We start from the raw sequence: 14,925 nt of genomic DNA, 5'->3' as shown, positions 1-14,925 counted from the left end.
ACAATCTCTTCCGGCTTTGGTCGCTTGTTGGCCATGTGTCTCCTCCGTTTTCCTAAACATAGCGGAAGACCACTTCAGTGGGGGAGGATCAATCGACGCTGTAGCCAGCCGAATGGCCGAGTTTGACGGTACTGAAACCGAGGCGAAACTGGCGGCTCTGGACTACGTCGAAGCCCGCGCCAACCTCGAAGTTGCCCAGCGCGTGAAGACCGCAGCCCGTGACGAGTTCAACCGCATTTACCTTGTCCTGCTGCGTGCGGACGTACCCACATTTGAAGGATAACCCAATGAGCTTACCCCTCATCCTGCCAACGCTGAAAGCAGCGTTTGGTCTAGCGGCCCCAACCGCCAAAATTGCCTCTATCGCTTCGGCGGTATCTGCCGGTCTTTCCGTCGCAAGCGCTGCGGCTGGCTATGGTCAAGCAAGCGCTCAGGCCGATGCTCAAGCTGCCACTAACGCGAACCTGAAAGAGATTGCCCGGCAAGACATGGTCGATGGTGCCGACCGCATCAACCTGCGCCAGTCTCAGGAGATCGCGTCAGCCACAGAACAGCAGCTTGACCATCAGGATGCCGCCACACGCGCCGTAGCATCCGCCAAAGTGGGTGCCTCAGGAAGCGGTGTCACCGGATTCAGTGTCGATGCCCTACTGGGTGACCTCTACGGACAACACGCCACCAACCGCGACCGCATCAACATGAACCTCGATAACGGCCTTGAGCAACTTGATGCCGAGCGCGAAGCACTGGCGACGAACTACACGCGCACTGCTGCCAGCTTACCCAGCGTCCAGAAACCCAGCGTATTGGGCTACGGCTTGCAAGCTGGTGTTGGCGTGCTGGATGCCTACAGGGACCGCCTGAAGGCCCGTGCCAGCGACCCGGTATCCGACCCCACAACCACCGTCAACTAAGGAATGAACGAGCAATGACGATCAACACAGACCCAAAAACTGAAGCCGAGTTTCGTGAAGCTGTTCGCGAGCTTCGAAAAGTCTACCACGCAAATCTAGCGGTAACTCGAAGGGTAATCCTTGAACACACTACCGACGGACCACCACAACCGTAACCTAATGAAAGACATCCACCGTCACCGCGAAGCCATTGTCGTGGTTATCATCAACCACATACACTCTGAAAGGCTATGTATCAGCGAGGTGGCTTGACAGGCGTCGCAACACACAATAGCCCTTGGGACAGCACACATTTGGGGAAACCTGAAGGCTGCCCTAGGGCGTTTCGCCTTTATAAATAAGGGATATAGGGCGCTAGTTCGATTGTTCTAGATGCTTCTCGACCGCACCAAACTTGAAAAGCACACCTATCCCCTAAATCAGGCTGAACCGATCCTTTTTGGGCGGATTCCTTAGTTTGCTTAGCGCGATGACCCTTACTTCAGATAAAAGGCACATTCTTGATTGGGCGTAGAGCTTTCATTGCCAGTCTGCTTTCTCTAAGACGCTTGTAACGGACATTTTGGGCCGTACCGTGTCCCGTGCGGCTCATCGCAACTGCGGTTGGACGAAAGGGTGATCTTGATGCATAGTGAACAGGTTAGCGAAGTTAATTTTCGGAACACGACGCTGAAATTTCACATCTCGAATCCTCGCGATCATATCCAGCGCCGTCATCAAGCCGGAAACTTGTATGAGGTAGAAGAGCTACTTCTCATCGAGAAGTACTTCCCGTCCGGGGGCGTTTTTTGCGATATCGGTTCGAATGTCGGAAACCACTCCGTTTTCGTGGGTAAATTTCTGAACCCCTCCAAGATTGTTCTGTTCGAGCCGAACCCCGTCGCGTGTGATATCCTCAAACGGAACATCGCTTTGAATCAGCTCGAGGCTGTGTCGGACCTGTCTTGCGTGGAATTTGGGTTGTCCGATGAAGACTCCGTTGGCAACGCAATCGACTACCCTGACAACAATCTGGGCGCGGGCCGGGTCGTGTCGAAAAATGATGGCGCAGGTATTCGACTGCGTCCGGGAGACGACCTATTGCCCAAGAAGGTCGACTTTCTGAAAATCGATGTGGAGGGCATGGAGTTAAATGTTCTCAGTGGGTTGCAGGAAACTCTTTCAAACAGCCGCCCGGATATTCTGATTGAAGTGGTCATAGACACATACCATGACGTGCTGGATCTTCTGCATTCGCACGGATACCGCGTTTTGCACTCGATTCGGCGGTATGGCGTCAATCTGAACCTGCTGGCGCGCCCGCAAGAGCTTGTGTTGTACGGCGCGGAAGCATGTGCAAAACGCGCTACTGCGTCCGATTTGAACATCCAGGCAAAGCCAGAGCGCGACAAAAGGACAATGTTCATCTTTCGCGCTCACAAATGGACCGAGAATGAGGCCAAACTCTTTTCCATCTGGAAAAAGGCGGCTCCGGGACCTGTCTGTATCGCATATGATGCGACGAATTCTGCGCCGCCAGAGTTACCAGATGAGCAGGTATTGAGTTTCGATCAGACTTGGATTCGAGAGAATGGGCTTCTTGAAGTAAGAAAGGTTGGTTGGAGGTTCGGCGACTATGCACTGTATCGCGCGATGCAGGCCGCGCCAGACGTCGAGTACTTTCTGATTTCCGACAGCGACCTGCTTCCTAACTGGCCCGACCTCAAAGATTTTTTTACCGAGCTTGAAGCCTGTAATCAGGACCTGCTGACATCGGTGTTGGTTGGTGCTGGTCCACGCAGAGTGGCGTCTATGCAGCATGAATTGTTCGATCAGTTCGAGCGCAAAATGTCGTGCCGCTTTGGAATATTGCGTGCCAGCAGACGGCTTGTAGAGAAAGCCTATGACTTCCGTCAGTTATATTCGGACGCTATGCGGCAAAAACCGGTACGACCTTTTGCCAATGACGAAGCGTTGTTTGCTACGCTGGCGAGTAATCTGGAAGGCTACACTGCTGCGACATTTGATGAAGCACTGCCGGGGGGTGTCACGACCTCGCTTTTGCGTGATGCCGCAAATCCCGTTCCGATTGAAGGCATTGAATACCATACATTTGCGCGCACATTTGCTCATCCCGTAGTCACTGGCTGAACCGGCAACGCGCGTGGGGCGTCTGGGTTGGCATTCACGGAGTCGAGCAAATGAGGGGGATTTGTCGCGAAGCACTGCGGGTTAGTAATCTCTTCGAAATCGTACAAATTCAAGATGGCCGCGCCCGATTTGTGTGCCACCGCTGCCAAGATAGCTCCGTCATTCACCCTCAGCGGAGCAGAGTTGTTTTGCACTCATTGGCGTAACTCGAACATGTCAGAGATCATTTTTCGGCTGACTCGTGTGAACGGAAAAATGCACCCAAAACTTGGGTCTTCGCCGACCGAGGCCAGACCTTTCGAGTATAGCGGAGGGGTCTCGAACTGACGCAAGCCCGCTGCAAGGGCGGGGCTTTCGCTGAAACATCATAGCGACTTCAAGGGGATGTCTTGAAGCATTGGAAATGCTTCTGGCAGGTCATCAACTTAGTCCAAATCGAACCATTTCGACTCCCATGGCACGAACAGGAGATCGCAATCAGGAGCGTCTCTGTCTACCGGGCGCGGGGCCTCAATCAGTTCAAAGCCGTGTTTGCCCATCTCGGCGACAAACTCACTGAAGCGATAGCCATCCTTGAAACGCCGTTTCACCGAGACCTCTGCAAGGACGAACTCCGTCCGTTTCAGGGTTTCCCTTGCCCCTCGGATCACGGCCAGCTCATTGCCTTCGGTATCGATTTTCAAACCAAATCGGCCAGGGATGTCAGTGGTATAGCTGTCGAGGCGCTGCTTTGGGACAACGCGCTTTTCCATGTTCACGATACGGTTTTCATATTCCGCTGAAAAACCCGCGACTGTCGCCAAGGACCGTCGTTTGCGATCCGTTGTGGGAATGATTAGTTCAACCTCACCTTCATCTGCGTCCAGCGCGACAATGTGAAGGTCATAATCGATACGGTCGCGCCAAGATGCGACCCGTTGTGCGGTCTCTTCAATTGGATCGAAAAGGACGAACTTTTTGTCGGGAAATGCTTCGTACAAGAATGGCGTACCGGCATCGACGCCGACGTCAAGGATTGTGTCGACCTGGAATTCAAAACTTCTAAGGTTTGCTGATGTCACGCCGCCTTGGATGACAGAAAGGCCAGTAGAGTTGAGCCGACGCATGACCGGCCGCGGGCCAACAAACTCGCCGGTTTCGAACTCGACGACTTTCAGGCCAACGGATCGCAGCAGTCGGCGAAAAGAGAATGCATCAATCTTCGGCATGTTTGACACCCTTGGTAGCAGAGCAGGTTTGTGTGTCAGCAGCGGGCGTGTCTTGTAACACTGCTTCGCGCAACGCCTGGCTTTGAACTTCTGGTCGAATTGAAACAGCATGATCCATGCAAGCCGCGCGCAGTGCCAACAGTTCTTCTGTGTCCATATCAATAAGTTTTCGCATCTGGAACATCATGCCCCGTACCTTGCCATCGGTGTACAATGCCTTGTGCGCGGGTTCGGGCAGATGGTCCCTGAGCGCCTCGACATTTGGCCCAATGACAGGAAGGCCGAAGGTCAGCGCCAGATTGACCGAACCCGATGTAAGGATACGGTTGAAGGGCGCAACGCACACATGGCTGTGGGCGAGTATATCGCGCAGTTCCTCATCCGGCAGATACCGGTCATGAAACCGGACATTGGGCATCGCTCTAATTGGCTGCTGTCCCCGACGCTCGCCTGCGATGACAGCGCCTGCGATGTCCAATTCCCAGGCTTGCTCGCGGATGTTAAGTGCTTTTAGCGCTTGCCACATAAACCGCCCGCCGCGGTTTTCCTGTACTTTTCCGATATGTACGAACCGGCGGTGTTCTGCAGGCGGTAGGGTGTCGCGCTGAGCCAGAGTGTCTTCGGCAGGCTCATAAACCCCCAGGTAACTGGGATGGGCGACACGCAGGATCATATGTTGTGGGATGCGATAAGTCTGAGCCATCAAGTTGACCGCGTGGGGTGTGTGCAGGTGAATTCTGTCTGCTTGGCGCACCAGCACCGCGCGACCTTTGTGGATCGCGTCCATATCCCTGCCCGAGTTATGCGGGTGGAAGTTGTGAACCGTCCAGATGATTTTCACACCCTTGTCCCTAAGCGAAGCAAGACCGGCTTCGATCTTGGCAAAACGCTCCTCAGCGGGAATGTCATTCCTGCTGCCAAATTCGACCGTTTCCCAGTGAATCCAGTAGATATCACCGGCCTGTATCGGGGGTAATCCATCTGTGTAGAAGGCGTTTAACCGAACAACCCGGACGTCATATTCCGTGAAGCTGCTGTAGATCATGCGCTGATACGGATTGTTTCCCAGCGGCGCGTTGGAAAAAATCGTTGGCATGTGCTCGACCTCTTGTTTCAGGCGTTTCAACGCAGAGCAATGTAAATGCTGCGCCCGCCTGTCTTCTGGAACCGCTTCTGACGCGCGGCCTGCGACATCCATGCGGCCAACAAACAGCCGTTTAATGCCTTTGTTGGTGGTGCACGATGCACGGACCAAGTGGCAAGTTGCATCTTGAGGGGCGGGGCGGATTTGTTGACCTATCGTGTCTATGCGATCACGTGCGCGCGCTTGCAAAGCACAATATGGACCCGTAACAAAGCTGAGCAGCCAAGACTGTTGCGCAGGCCACCTAAGCCATGGTTTTACTTACGGTCTTGAAGCTCCGAACGCGGTCCAAGGGTGAGAATAGATGAGACTTGTCGTATCCACGATGAAAGACGAAGGGCCGTTTATTCTTGAGTGGATCGCCTATTATCTTTCGATCGGGTTCACGCATTTCATTGTCAATTCGAACGATTGTTCGGATGGAACCGATGCCATCCTCAAGCGCTGCGAAGAGCTTGGGTTTCTGGCCCATATCGATAATCCGGGGCCTTGGGAGTACGGACCTCAAGCCTCTGCCTACACAAATGCGATGAAGCATCCGTGGTACAAAGAAGCCGAGTGGATCCTGGTCTGCGATGTGGATGAGTTTTTTGACATTCGCATCGGTGACGGAACTCTCGATGACTTGTTCCAGGCTCAACCCAATGCCGACGGGTTTGCAGCGCTATGGCAACTGTTTGGGCACAACGGGGTCGTAGATTTTGAAGATCGTTTTGTGATCGAACAATTCACCAAAGCTTGCGATTTGGGCGCGGTTCTTCCGCAGAACCTGCGTGCGTTCAAATCCCTGATCCGAAACAATGGGTCCTATCACTTTATCAGCACGCACCGCCCGCGTGGCCCAGTGCGCGAGAAAGCAGAGCGTTTTGGCTGGATTGACGGGGATGGGGACCCCTTGCCGCCCGCGATGCGTCGCAGGGGGTGGGCCTTTTCGACAACTGGCGCGGGGTTCGGTGGCAGCCTGTTTCGGATGAACCACTATGCCGTGCGATCGATCGAAAGCTATTTGATGAAACGCGTCCGCGGCGACGTGAACACCACAGCCTTTCATCCAAAGATGGAGACCACCGGACAGGCCTATTGGCACCTTCACTGCTACAACGAAGTCGAAGAAACTTCGATCCTGTCGAAAGTTGGACGCCTTCGCGAAACCTACGAGCGACTACGTTCAGACGACGATTTGGATACGTTACACCAACAGGCAGTGGCGTTTCACAAGAACCGGATCGGCGCAATTCGAGAAACTGAGGCCGCCATTGGTTTTGTTAAGAAATACAAAAGCTTCAAAGGCGGCCAGAATGTAAAGGCCCTTGATCTGGGCGTCGTCGAAGAGGCCAATGTGTCCTTTGACCCGCAAACTTACAAAGACCCAAATGTTACTTTTGCGCAGGTCGCCAAGTGGAATCGCATTGGGCAGATGGTGAACGCACAAAACTCCAAGCCGAACAACTACCCCTGGTTCGTGCGGCTGGACGCGTTGGACACGCCTTTCGTGCATGAACAAGCAGCCGCATTGCATGCACAGATCACTGAACCAACGCAGGTTTCAGTGCCCTTTGATCCAAAGGATACAAGCCATCTTCCGGCTGTTTCGCCCGAGATTGAAAGGACCGCTAAGCAGCGACGCAGTTTTCTCAAATCAATCAGTGGCAAGAAATCCTGGGTCCTGATCGGGCAGGTTGAAACCGAAATTGTCGAGGAAATATTGGCGCTGCCATCTGTCTCGAAACTTTCGATACTGGCGCCGTGGGGGCTGACGTGGAACGGTTTTGCCTGTGCCGATACAACGCAAAATCCCGAGTTACAGGCGCTGGATCGCGCGTTCTATGCATTTCTGGAGTATTTTCGCGACCCCATTCTTGCGGGTCGACTGCGAGTCTATCGGGCGATGCCCCCCTTGATGCTTAAGCTATTCCAGGAGAACTCTGTTGGGGTAGCGGTCGTCAGGGGAGTTAGATCCGAACGGGTTACGAACGGTTTGCTGCGCAGGATTGACCGTGTGCTGGCCCCAGGGGGCAGCATCGCCTTCACTACCTATCGCCGTCGCGGGGGTGGTTCATATGGCGGGATGAATGCGGCGATCAACACATTTCTGGGGCAGAATGCCAGCCGATACAGGATAACCAGCCTGCAACCACCGTGGCTTGGGATCGACAAGTTACCACCACTTAACGCAGAAGAGACTTAGATTCTGGTTCTTGAGGTGTTGGCGTGGTAACGGTGGCTCAACAAACAAAAACGGGTTCGGTATAGGGCTGAAACCCTTCTGCGAAGTGAGGTCGAGATGTCAAACGAACCCAAGGTGATTGGCGTAGCGCCGGGAAGCCAGCCCAAACCCAAGGCGGACAAGGCGACCAAGCGCAAGAACTCGAAAGAGGCCATCCGGCGGACCTTTCTGTCCCGCTTGCCCAAAGGTGGGGTCGCGGTTGAGATCGGCGTTTGGCAGGGGGAGTTCTCTCCGACTATTCTGAAGCTGCTGAAACCCAGTCAGTTGTTCCTGATCGACCCCTGGAAACATATTGGGGAAGAATCGCACACCACAGCCTTTGTCGGCCGGACCGAGGACGAGAAGATGGAAGCCATCTTCCAGAAGGTCAAAAAGTCGTTTGAGAAAGAGATCGAAGACGGGAAGGTTGGCATTATACGCGACTTCTCAGTCCCGGCTCTGAACCTGTTCGATGATGAAAGCATATCCTTTGCCTATGTGGACGGGGACCATTCCTACGAAGGTGTTTCGGCGGATCTGGCAGCGCTGTTTCCCAAGATGAAGATTGGCGGCATTATGGCATTCGACGATTATCATCGCCGCGGCTGGTGGGGGGATGGGGTCATCCGCGCTGTGAACGAATTCCTAGGTCAATATCCAAGACATTTGCGCATCAGAGCCATTGCGGGCGCGCAGATTGCGATCGAGAAAATCGAACCTCAGGTCGATAGTAAGGACTGATCTGACCCAGCATTTAGACCGAGCGCATCCGATGCAAAACCCTGAGAAAATCGTCATCTCGGCCATGAAAAATGAAGGGCCTTACATCCTTGAATGGGTGGCCCATCATAAGGTGCTCGGTTTTGACAAGATCATCGTCTACACCAACGATTGTTCGGACGGGACAAACCGTATCTTGCGACGGTTGCAGGAGCTTGGGCATGTCGAATTTCGACGCAACCGGGTCGGCGCCGGAGGAATTCATCGATCAGCCCTGAGACAGGCGCGTCGATTGCCGATCGTGAAAGACGCAAAGTGGATTTATGTTTGCGACGCGGACGAGTTTCTGAATATTCACGTTGGCAACCGCAAGGTTGACGATCTGATCGAGGCGACGCCCGACGTGGATGTGATCTCGATCCCCTGGAAGATATTCTCGAATAGCGGTCGGCACATACTGCGCGATTCCCCTGTTACGGCGCAGTTCGATGACGGTGAATTGGATTTTGAGCAGGGCGGGGCCGGGCGTCGTTTTGTGAAGTCGATTTTCCGGCAAGGCGAGTTTTATAATCGTTTCGGTCTGCACAACCCACATCCCAGACCCGAATTCCAGTCCAGCGTCTTCCGGTCCGTGGCGGGTGGGCATGCCAGAGAGCCCGCACCCTTCGGCAATCATGTTTCGCCGCCATTTGGGTTTGAAATTGCACAGATCAACCACTATGCCGTGCGTTCAACACAGGCGTATCTGGCCAAGCGTAGCCGTGGACGGGCAAATCATTCGTCTCATACACTTGGAACCGACTATTGGGATCGCTGGAACCGAGGCGGCTCCAAGGACGAAACCATCCTGCGTTATCAGGACGAAACGGCCGAGATATTGGAGCAGTTCAAATCAGACGAAACCCTTCAGCGATTGCATCGTAAGGCATTCCGTTGGCATAAGGATCTGATCTCGAATCTGATGCAGATCCCAGAGTATGAGCAGCTATATCAACGGCTTGTGGAAAAACCCGCCGCAAGTTTTGTAAAGCAGGATCGCGGCGTGCGCGACCGCGTCACAAGCGAAAACGTGCAGCGCCCGTCTGGCCTAAACCAACCGGAAATGTGACCTAAGACCCCGGAGTATCAACGCAATGGTTGTCGACCCCAAGCTCCCGACGATTGGAATGCTCTGGTTGGAAGGCTCGCTGAGCTTTCTTGAGCAGATGTGTCTGCTGTCTTTCGTTGCGAATGGGCACAAGGTGGTACTGTTCCACTATGGCGAGGTCGAAAACGTTCCCGAAGGCGTTGAACTGGTATCGGCGAATGAGATTCATGAGCCCAAAAAGTTCATCATGAGCAATACATTCAATACACCGGTGCCTCAGTCTGATATTTTCAGACTTCAGTTGATGAAGAAAACCGATTTCCTCTGGTGCGATACAGATGTGATTGCTTTGGCGCCGATACCAAAAGCGGATCACATCTTCGGTTTTTTCAACAAAACCACAATTTGCAACGCTGTGATGCGTTTGCCGTCCGACAGTCCTGCGTTGAAAGCCTACACCGAATACAGCTTGGATTCGTTTCCCATCCGGCCTTGGGTTGAAGGCGAGGAGAGACAGCGGCTTGAAAAGATGAAACAGGCAGGGGAGCTGCCACACGCATCGGATCAAGATCACAGCGTTTACGGGCCTGACGTTATGACTTGGTTTCTCAGGCATTATGGAGAGATAGAGCACGCAAGCCCGCCGCCGGTCTTTTATCCATTGCCGTTTCGTCAGACGGGGCAAGCAAATGACATTTCTGCACGAGAATTTCGCAACACCTACATCAAAGAAGAAACACTGGCCGTGCATCTCTGGGGGCGCCGCATGCGGTGGTGGATTGCCAAAGGCATAAAGCGGCATTCCTTTCTGGATCGGCGTCTGCGTGGATTGGGTATCCGGCCCGCTGATGCGCCTTTACCAGTCAAGGGCAGGGGTGCTCCTAAGGCCATTCAGTTCCCAGATGTGCTTCCTGATCTGCGCGTGACCGACGAACAAATTAGTGCGGCAACGGAGGGAAAGATGCCCGTTGCACTTTTGTCGGACCGCCGAGACTACCTAAGGTTTGCTCAACGCGAGTTGGACAGAATAAAAGATCAAGGCCTCTACCAAGTGCACGAAAAACCGCGCCCTGGTCATTTGCGCGGTTGGGATCACTACGGTAGCGACCCCGCGCGACTGAATGCTTTGATGCTGTCGCTGTTTCGGTTTGCCAAAAATCACCGCTACTTGCCTGACCTGTCAGCGCCTGCCACGTTGACTGAAAAACTGTTGATTATGAAGCTTTTTGCCGAGTTTCCTGCTGTCAGTGCGGCGGACAAGCTGACGGCAGAGGAGTTTGTGCCTGAAGAGGCCAGAGCTTTGCTGACGCCGGTTCAGAGATATTGGGTCTCACCTGATCCAGTGCTTTCCGAACTTGACCTCAGTGCGGGAAGTTATTGGCTTAAGTGCAATAATGCTCAGGGAAAGAATCTTCGTCTAACATGGCCTCTAACCGGAGAGGCATTGCGCCACGCGAACCGGAACCTTGAAATTTGGAGCAAGAGCCCGGTTCCGCATGGCTATTGGGCGGCCGAATGGTGGTATTCAACCATCGACACGCGGTATTTTATAGAAGAAGACCTCGCCGCTGAAGGTGAGGATATCATCGACTGGAAATTCTGGGTTGTTGCCGGGCGGGTTCAGCTGGTTCAGGTCGACCGGGACCGCTCGCGCGGGCATGTGCAGATGATCCACGACCGGGATTTCAACTTTATTCCCAAAGAGCTGTACTTTAAGACCAGCGAAGATACCGAGCCAAAGCCAGAACGGTATGACGATATGGTGCAGATCGCCGAAGCCATTGGCCAACGGGTCGAGTTCGCAAGGGTCGACCTCTATGCGATTGGCGACAAGATTTACCTTGGTGAGATTACGCTCTGCCCGTTTGGCGGGAAACGCCAGATGCGCACGCCAGAGCTGGACACTCAGTTGGGCGATGCGTGGACGGGCACGCGACTGTTCCCGAACTAAAGCAACACCGGTTTAGTCTACGGATATCTCTTGCCGCAGGTTACCGGTTGTCTTGTCGAAGATCAGAATGCGGTTGTCGTCGGTCACCACGGCATACCAGTTGTTGCCAATCGTGACCGCCTGCGCCTGTGCCCCATCGGGCAATTCGACCTGATCCGGCAGGGTGGGCGTGCGGTCCGATAGGCGGATGACAATCAGTGCGAATGTCACTAGAACCCCGCCAATCATCACCGCGGTCAGCAGCATGACCATGCGCCGCAGCAATCGCAATTGCGGTGTCTCTTGCGGTTCGTCTTGGGGGTCGGAAGGAACAGTCATGGGCACCCGCCAGATAGAGTTTCAGATTGCGGCCGATCCGCCGCCTCGTCTTGATAAGGCCCTTTCGCGGGATGTGCCAGCCGATGAGAGCCTGTCACGCACCCGCTTGGCCCGCCTGATCGAAGAGGGCGCAGTGTCTATTGATGGTGTCGCAATTTTTGATCCGAAATACAAAGTGGCCGAGGGGGCTGCGGTGGTTATTTGGGTTGCCGAGGCTGAAGACAGCCATATCGGCCCCGAGGATATTCCGCTGGAGATTGTCTTTGAAGACTCCGACCTGATCGTGATCAACAAACCGGCGGGCATGGTCGTACATCCGGCGCCAGGCTCGCCTAAGGGAACGCTGGTGAATGCGCTGTTGCATCATTGCGGCGATGATCTTTCCGGGGTCGGTGGCGTCAAGCGCCCCGGTATCGTTCATAGAATAGATAAGGAAACCAGTGGCTTGCTGGTCGTCGCTAAATCAGACGCGGCGCATCACGGGTTGGCCGCCCAGTTCGAGGCGCATAGTGTTGAGCGTTATTATCGTGCCATCTGCTACGGGGTGCCGGATGCCAATGATCCGCGCTTGCGTGGGGTGAAGGGCGTAAGCTTCGAGCCAGGCAACATCATGCGGCTAACCACGCAGTTGGCGCGGCATAAGACGGACCGGCAAAGACAGGCTGTACTGTTTCATGGCGGGCGTCATGCCGTCACGCGCGCACGGGTCGTCGAGAGCTTTGGCAATCCTGTGGGGCTGGCGCTAATCGAATGCTGGCTGGAAACCGGTCGCACGCATCAGATCAGAGTCCATATGGCCCATGCTGGCCACGGGCTGGTGGGGGATCCTGTCTATGGCGGCAAACGCAAGCTGGCGGCCAAAGCGTTCAGCGCCGCAACTGCCGAGGCGGTGCGCGCCTTTCCACGTCAGGCGTTGCATGCCGCAGTTTTGGGCTTTGAACACCCGGTCACAGGTGAAAACCTGCGGTTTGAGGCCGAATTGCCAGCCGATATGCAGGTTTTGATCGACACTCTGCATGCGCCGCTGACATAATCCGCAAACTGCTGTGAGTAAGGTTTTCTTATCTTTCCTTTACCAAAGCTTAATTCCAAACTGTTAATGGTACCTCTTGAAAGGGGTGGGTTCCTTACCTATCTCCTATGTTAAAGAGCTAAACATTTGTCGGAGGGACATCATATATGGCCAATTACGCAAATCTCCCCGCACCGACGCCTGAGGGCGGCCTGAACCGCTATATGCAGGAAATCCGCAAGTTTCCTCTGCTGGATCCGGAAGAGGAATACATGCTGGCCAAGCGTTGGGTTGAAGAGCAAGACACTGAAGCCGCACATAAAATGGTCACGTCGCACCTGCGTCTGGCGGCTAAGATCGCCATGGGCTATCGCGGATATGGGCTGCCGCAGGCCGAAGTGATTTCCGAAGCAAATGTGGGCCTGATGCAGGCCGTGAAAAAGTTCGATCCGGAAAAAGGTTTCCGGCTGGCGACCTATGCGATGTGGTGGATTCGCGCTTCGATCCAGGAATACGTTCTGCGGTCATGGTCGATGGTCAAGCTGGGCACCACCTCGGCGCAGAAAAAGCTGTTCTTTAATCTGCGCAAGGCCAAGGCACGTATCGGTGCGCTTGAGGAAGGAGACCTGCGGCCGGAAAACGTCAAACAGATCGCCGAAGATCTGGGCGTTACAGAAGAAGAAGTGATCAGCATGAACCGCCGGATGTCCGGTGGTGACGCCTCGCTGAACGCGACCGTCGGGTCCGAAGGCGAAGGTACAATGCAGTGGCAGGATTGGCTTGAGGATGAAGATGCAGACCAGGCCGGCGACTATGAGGCCCGTGATGAGTTGCACGCACGGCGAGAGCTGCTGTCAGCGGCATTGGAGGTGCTGAATGATCGGGAAAAAGACATCCTGACACAGCGCCGTCTGATGGATCAGGCCGTCACGCTTGAAGAACTGAGCACGCAGTACAATGTAAGCCGCGAACGCATTCGCCAGATCGAAGTGCGCGCCTTTGAAAAGCTGCAGAAGAAGATGCGCGAACTGGCCCGCGAAAAGGGCATGCTCAGTACGACCTAAGAGTACATTGAATGTAGATCGAGCCGGCTCAACCCCGTTGAGCCGGTTTTCTTTTGGCTGATCGGATGGAAAGCCGCATGACAGCACCGCCATCTCCCGCTAAATAGAAAGCAACTATGATTGCGCTAACGGGAGGGGAAAATGCAGAATCCGGTTCGATGGGGCGTTCTTGGCGCCTCGAAATTCGCGCAACAGTATCTGGCCCCTGCGATCCACGCAGCGGACGGCGCACAGCTTTATGGGCTTGCGACCTCGGATCCGGCGAAGGCCGCCCCGTTTCAGGCATTTTGCCCGGATCTGCATGTCTATGACAGCTATGATGCGATCTTGGCGGACCCTCAGATCGATGCGGTCTATATCCCTTTGCCAAATCACATGCATGTGGAATGGAGCCTGAAGGCACTGGACGCAGGCAAGCATGTTCTGTGCGAAAAGCCGATGACCATGCGCGCCGCAGAGTTCGACACCTTGATCGACAAACGCGATCAGACCGGTCTGTTGGCGGCCGAGGCTTATATGATTGTCCACCACCCGCAGTGGCAGTTGGTCCGCAAACTGATCACCGATGGGGCAATCGGCAAGCTGGCGCATGTGACCGGTGCGTTTAGCTTCGACAACCGCGCGGATACTGGAAACATCCGCAATAAGGCGGAAACAGGCGGCGGCGGCCTGCGGGACATAGGCGTCTATGTGATCGGCTCGGCGCGGTTTGCGACAGGGCAAGAGCCCGACAGCGTTCAATCGGCGATACGCTGGCAGAACGATATCGACATCTTTACCGAAATCCGCGCGCAGTTTCCTGATTTCACTTATTCGGCCTATGTCTCGATCCGGATGCACCCGCATCAGGAAATGGTGTTTCACGGCGAAAGCGGCGTGATCCGCCTGACCGCCCCGTTCAACGCGCGCGTCTTTGGCGAGGCGCGGGTGGAATTGCACCGCCCCGGGCTTGAGATGCAGGTCACGCGCTTTCCGGGCGATGATCACTATAAGCTGCAGATCGAGGCGTTCTGCTGGTCGGTGCGCGACGGTGGCGACTACCCATGCCCGCTGGAATTCTCGCACGGAACGCAACGGATGATTGATCAGGTCTTTGATGGGGCCGTGGCCCTGTAACTTGCCTTACCTGCTGGCTTGGTTATCCTGACCGCCTTGAACACAGGAGAGACCC

13 protein-coding genes are annotated in these 14,925 nt (G+C 54.7%); 10 read left to right on the top strand and 3 right to left on the bottom strand.

The window, feature by feature from the left end; genetic code table 11:
* From ACR0DH_RS12320 to ACR0DH_RS12310, 3 genes are all read left to right on the top strand, one after another.
* A partial coding sequence (locus ACR0DH_RS12320; RefSeq protein WP_480548941.1) for a hypothetical protein occupies positions 1 to 283 on the top strand: 283 nt, incomplete at its 5' end.
* A 4-nt stretch (positions 284 to 287) separates the two neighbouring features.
* The gene (locus ACR0DH_RS12315; protein ID WP_480548943.1) at positions 288 to 914 is read left to right on the top strand and encodes a virion core protein, T7 gp14 family; all 627 of its coding nucleotides are present in this window, start codon (positions 288 to 290) and stop codon (positions 912 to 914) included.
* A gap of 603 nt (positions 915 to 1,517) precedes the next feature.
* The gene (locus ACR0DH_RS12310; protein WP_480548945.1) at positions 1,518 to 3,044 is read left to right on the top strand and encodes an FkbM family methyltransferase; all 1,527 of its coding nucleotides are present in this window, start codon (positions 1,518 to 1,520) and stop codon (positions 3,042 to 3,044) included.
* A gap of 425 nt (positions 3,045 to 3,469) precedes the next feature.
* Here the strand turns inward: ACR0DH_RS12310 and ACR0DH_RS12305 are convergent, their stop codons facing one another.
* Together ACR0DH_RS12305 and ACR0DH_RS12300 are read right to left on the bottom strand one after the other, a co-directional pair.
* A complete protein-coding gene (locus ACR0DH_RS12305) occupies positions 3,470 to 4,252 on the bottom strand; it encodes an FkbM family methyltransferase (RefSeq protein WP_480541145.1) in 783 nt (260 codons plus the stop codon).
* Positions 4,239 to 5,348, bottom strand: a complete 1,110-nt coding sequence (locus ACR0DH_RS12300) for a glycosyltransferase (protein WP_480548947.1) — start codon at positions 5,346 to 5,348, stop codon at positions 4,239 to 4,241. Before ACR0DH_RS12300 ends, ACR0DH_RS12305 begins: the two co-directional genes overlap by 14 nt.
* 352 nt (positions 5,349 to 5,700) lie before the next feature.
* Here ACR0DH_RS12300 and ACR0DH_RS12295 point away from each other — a divergent pair, with 352 nt between their 5' ends.
* The 4 genes from ACR0DH_RS12295 (at position 5,701) to ACR0DH_RS12280 (ending at position 11,360) form a co-directional block, all read left to right on the top strand.
* Positions 5,701 to 7,584 carry a glycosyltransferase family 2 protein gene (locus tag ACR0DH_RS12295; RefSeq protein WP_480548949.1) on the top strand — a complete coding sequence of 628 codons (1,884 nt, stop codon included), beginning with the start codon at positions 5,701 to 5,703 and terminating at the stop codon, positions 7,582 to 7,584.
* 96 nt (positions 7,585 to 7,680) lie between these two features.
* Positions 7,681 to 8,343: a class I SAM-dependent methyltransferase gene (locus tag ACR0DH_RS12290; RefSeq protein ID WP_480548951.1), complete on the top strand. Its 663-nt coding sequence runs from the start codon at positions 7,681 to 7,683 to the stop codon at positions 8,341 to 8,343.
* Between the two features lie 31 nt (positions 8,344 to 8,374).
* Positions 8,375 to 9,430, top strand: a complete 1,056-nt coding sequence (locus ACR0DH_RS12285; protein WP_480541153.1) for a glycosyltransferase family 2 protein — start codon at positions 8,375 to 8,377, stop codon at positions 9,428 to 9,430.
* Between the two features lie 25 nt (positions 9,431 to 9,455).
* Positions 9,456 to 11,360 (top strand): ATP-grasp fold amidoligase family protein, encoded by a 1,905-nt coding sequence (locus tag ACR0DH_RS12280; protein ID WP_480548953.1) that lies wholly within the window; start codon positions 9,456 to 9,458, stop codon positions 11,358 to 11,360.
* Between the two features lie 12 nt (positions 11,361 to 11,372).
* On the opposite strand, the gene ACR0DH_RS12275 is transcribed toward ACR0DH_RS12280, so the two are convergent.
* Complete coding sequence (locus tag ACR0DH_RS12275) at positions 11,373 to 11,678, bottom strand: DUF6476 family protein (RefSeq protein ID WP_480541157.1); 306 nt, start codon at positions 11,676 to 11,678, stop codon at positions 11,373 to 11,375.
* Between ACR0DH_RS12275 and ACR0DH_RS12270 the strand changes: the two genes are divergently transcribed.
* The 3 genes from ACR0DH_RS12270 (at position 11,677) to ACR0DH_RS12260 (ending at position 14,870) form a co-directional block, all read left to right on the top strand.
* Positions 11,677 to 12,711 carry an RluA family pseudouridine synthase gene (locus ACR0DH_RS12270; RefSeq protein ID WP_480548955.1) on the top strand — a complete coding sequence of 345 codons (1,035 nt, stop codon included), beginning with the start codon at positions 11,677 to 11,679 and terminating at the stop codon, positions 12,709 to 12,711. The two genes, ACR0DH_RS12275 and ACR0DH_RS12270, sit on opposite strands and share 2 nt — an antisense overlap.
* A 146-nt stretch (positions 12,712 to 12,857) precedes the next feature.
* Entirely contained in the window at positions 12,858 to 13,754 is an 897-nt protein-coding gene (gene rpoH / locus ACR0DH_RS12265; RefSeq protein ID WP_480548957.1) for an RNA polymerase sigma factor RpoH, read from the top strand.
* 141 nt (positions 13,755 to 13,895) lie between these two features.
* A complete protein-coding gene (locus ACR0DH_RS12260) occupies positions 13,896 to 14,870 on the top strand; it encodes a Gfo/Idh/MocA family protein (RefSeq protein ID WP_480548959.1) in 975 nt (324 codons plus the stop codon).
* Positions 14,871 to 14,925 lie beyond the last annotated feature (55 nt).

It is taken from the genome of Ruegeria sp. I1 (assembly GCF_056532675.1).
Note: the sequence above shows the minus strand (reverse complement) of the source record. Positions and strands in the feature narration are given on the sequence as shown.

What these genes read in the sequence shown, in the direction of transcription:
- ACR0DH_RS12315 (WP_480548943.1), top strand. Translation starts at nt 288, where the DNA reads ATGAGCTTACCCCTCATCCTGCCAACGCTGAAAGCAGCGTTTGGTCTA.
- ACR0DH_RS12305 (WP_480541145.1), bottom strand. Translation starts at nt 4,252, where the DNA reads ATGCCGAAGATTGATGCATTCTCTTTTCGCCGACTGCTGCGATCCGTT.
- ACR0DH_RS12300 (WP_480548947.1), bottom strand. Translation starts at nt 5,348, where the DNA reads ATGCCAACGATTTTTTCCAACGCGCCGCTGGGAAACAATCCGTATCAG.
- ACR0DH_RS12295 (WP_480548949.1), top strand. Translation starts at nt 5,701, where the DNA reads ATGAGACTTGTCGTATCCACGATGAAAGACGAAGGGCCGTTTATTCTT.
- ACR0DH_RS12290 (WP_480548951.1), top strand. Translation starts at nt 7,681, where the DNA reads ATGTCAAACGAACCCAAGGTGATTGGCGTAGCGCCGGGAAGCCAGCCC.
- ACR0DH_RS12285 (WP_480541153.1), top strand. Translation starts at nt 8,375, where the DNA reads ATGCAAAACCCTGAGAAAATCGTCATCTCGGCCATGAAAAATGAAGGG.
- ACR0DH_RS12280 (WP_480548953.1), top strand. Translation starts at nt 9,456, where the DNA reads ATGGTTGTCGACCCCAAGCTCCCGACGATTGGAATGCTCTGGTTGGAA.
- ACR0DH_RS12270 (WP_480548955.1), top strand. Translation starts at nt 11,677, where the DNA reads ATGGGCACCCGCCAGATAGAGTTTCAGATTGCGGCCGATCCGCCGCCT.
- ACR0DH_RS12275 (WP_480541157.1), bottom strand. Translation starts at nt 11,678, where the DNA reads ATGACTGTTCCTTCCGACCCCCAAGACGAACCGCAAGAGACACCGCAA.
- rpoH (WP_480548957.1), top strand. Translation starts at nt 12,858, where the DNA reads ATGGCCAATTACGCAAATCTCCCCGCACCGACGCCTGAGGGCGGCCTG.
- ACR0DH_RS12260 (WP_480548959.1), top strand. Translation starts at nt 13,896, where the DNA reads ATGCAGAATCCGGTTCGATGGGGCGTTCTTGGCGCCTCGAAATTCGCG.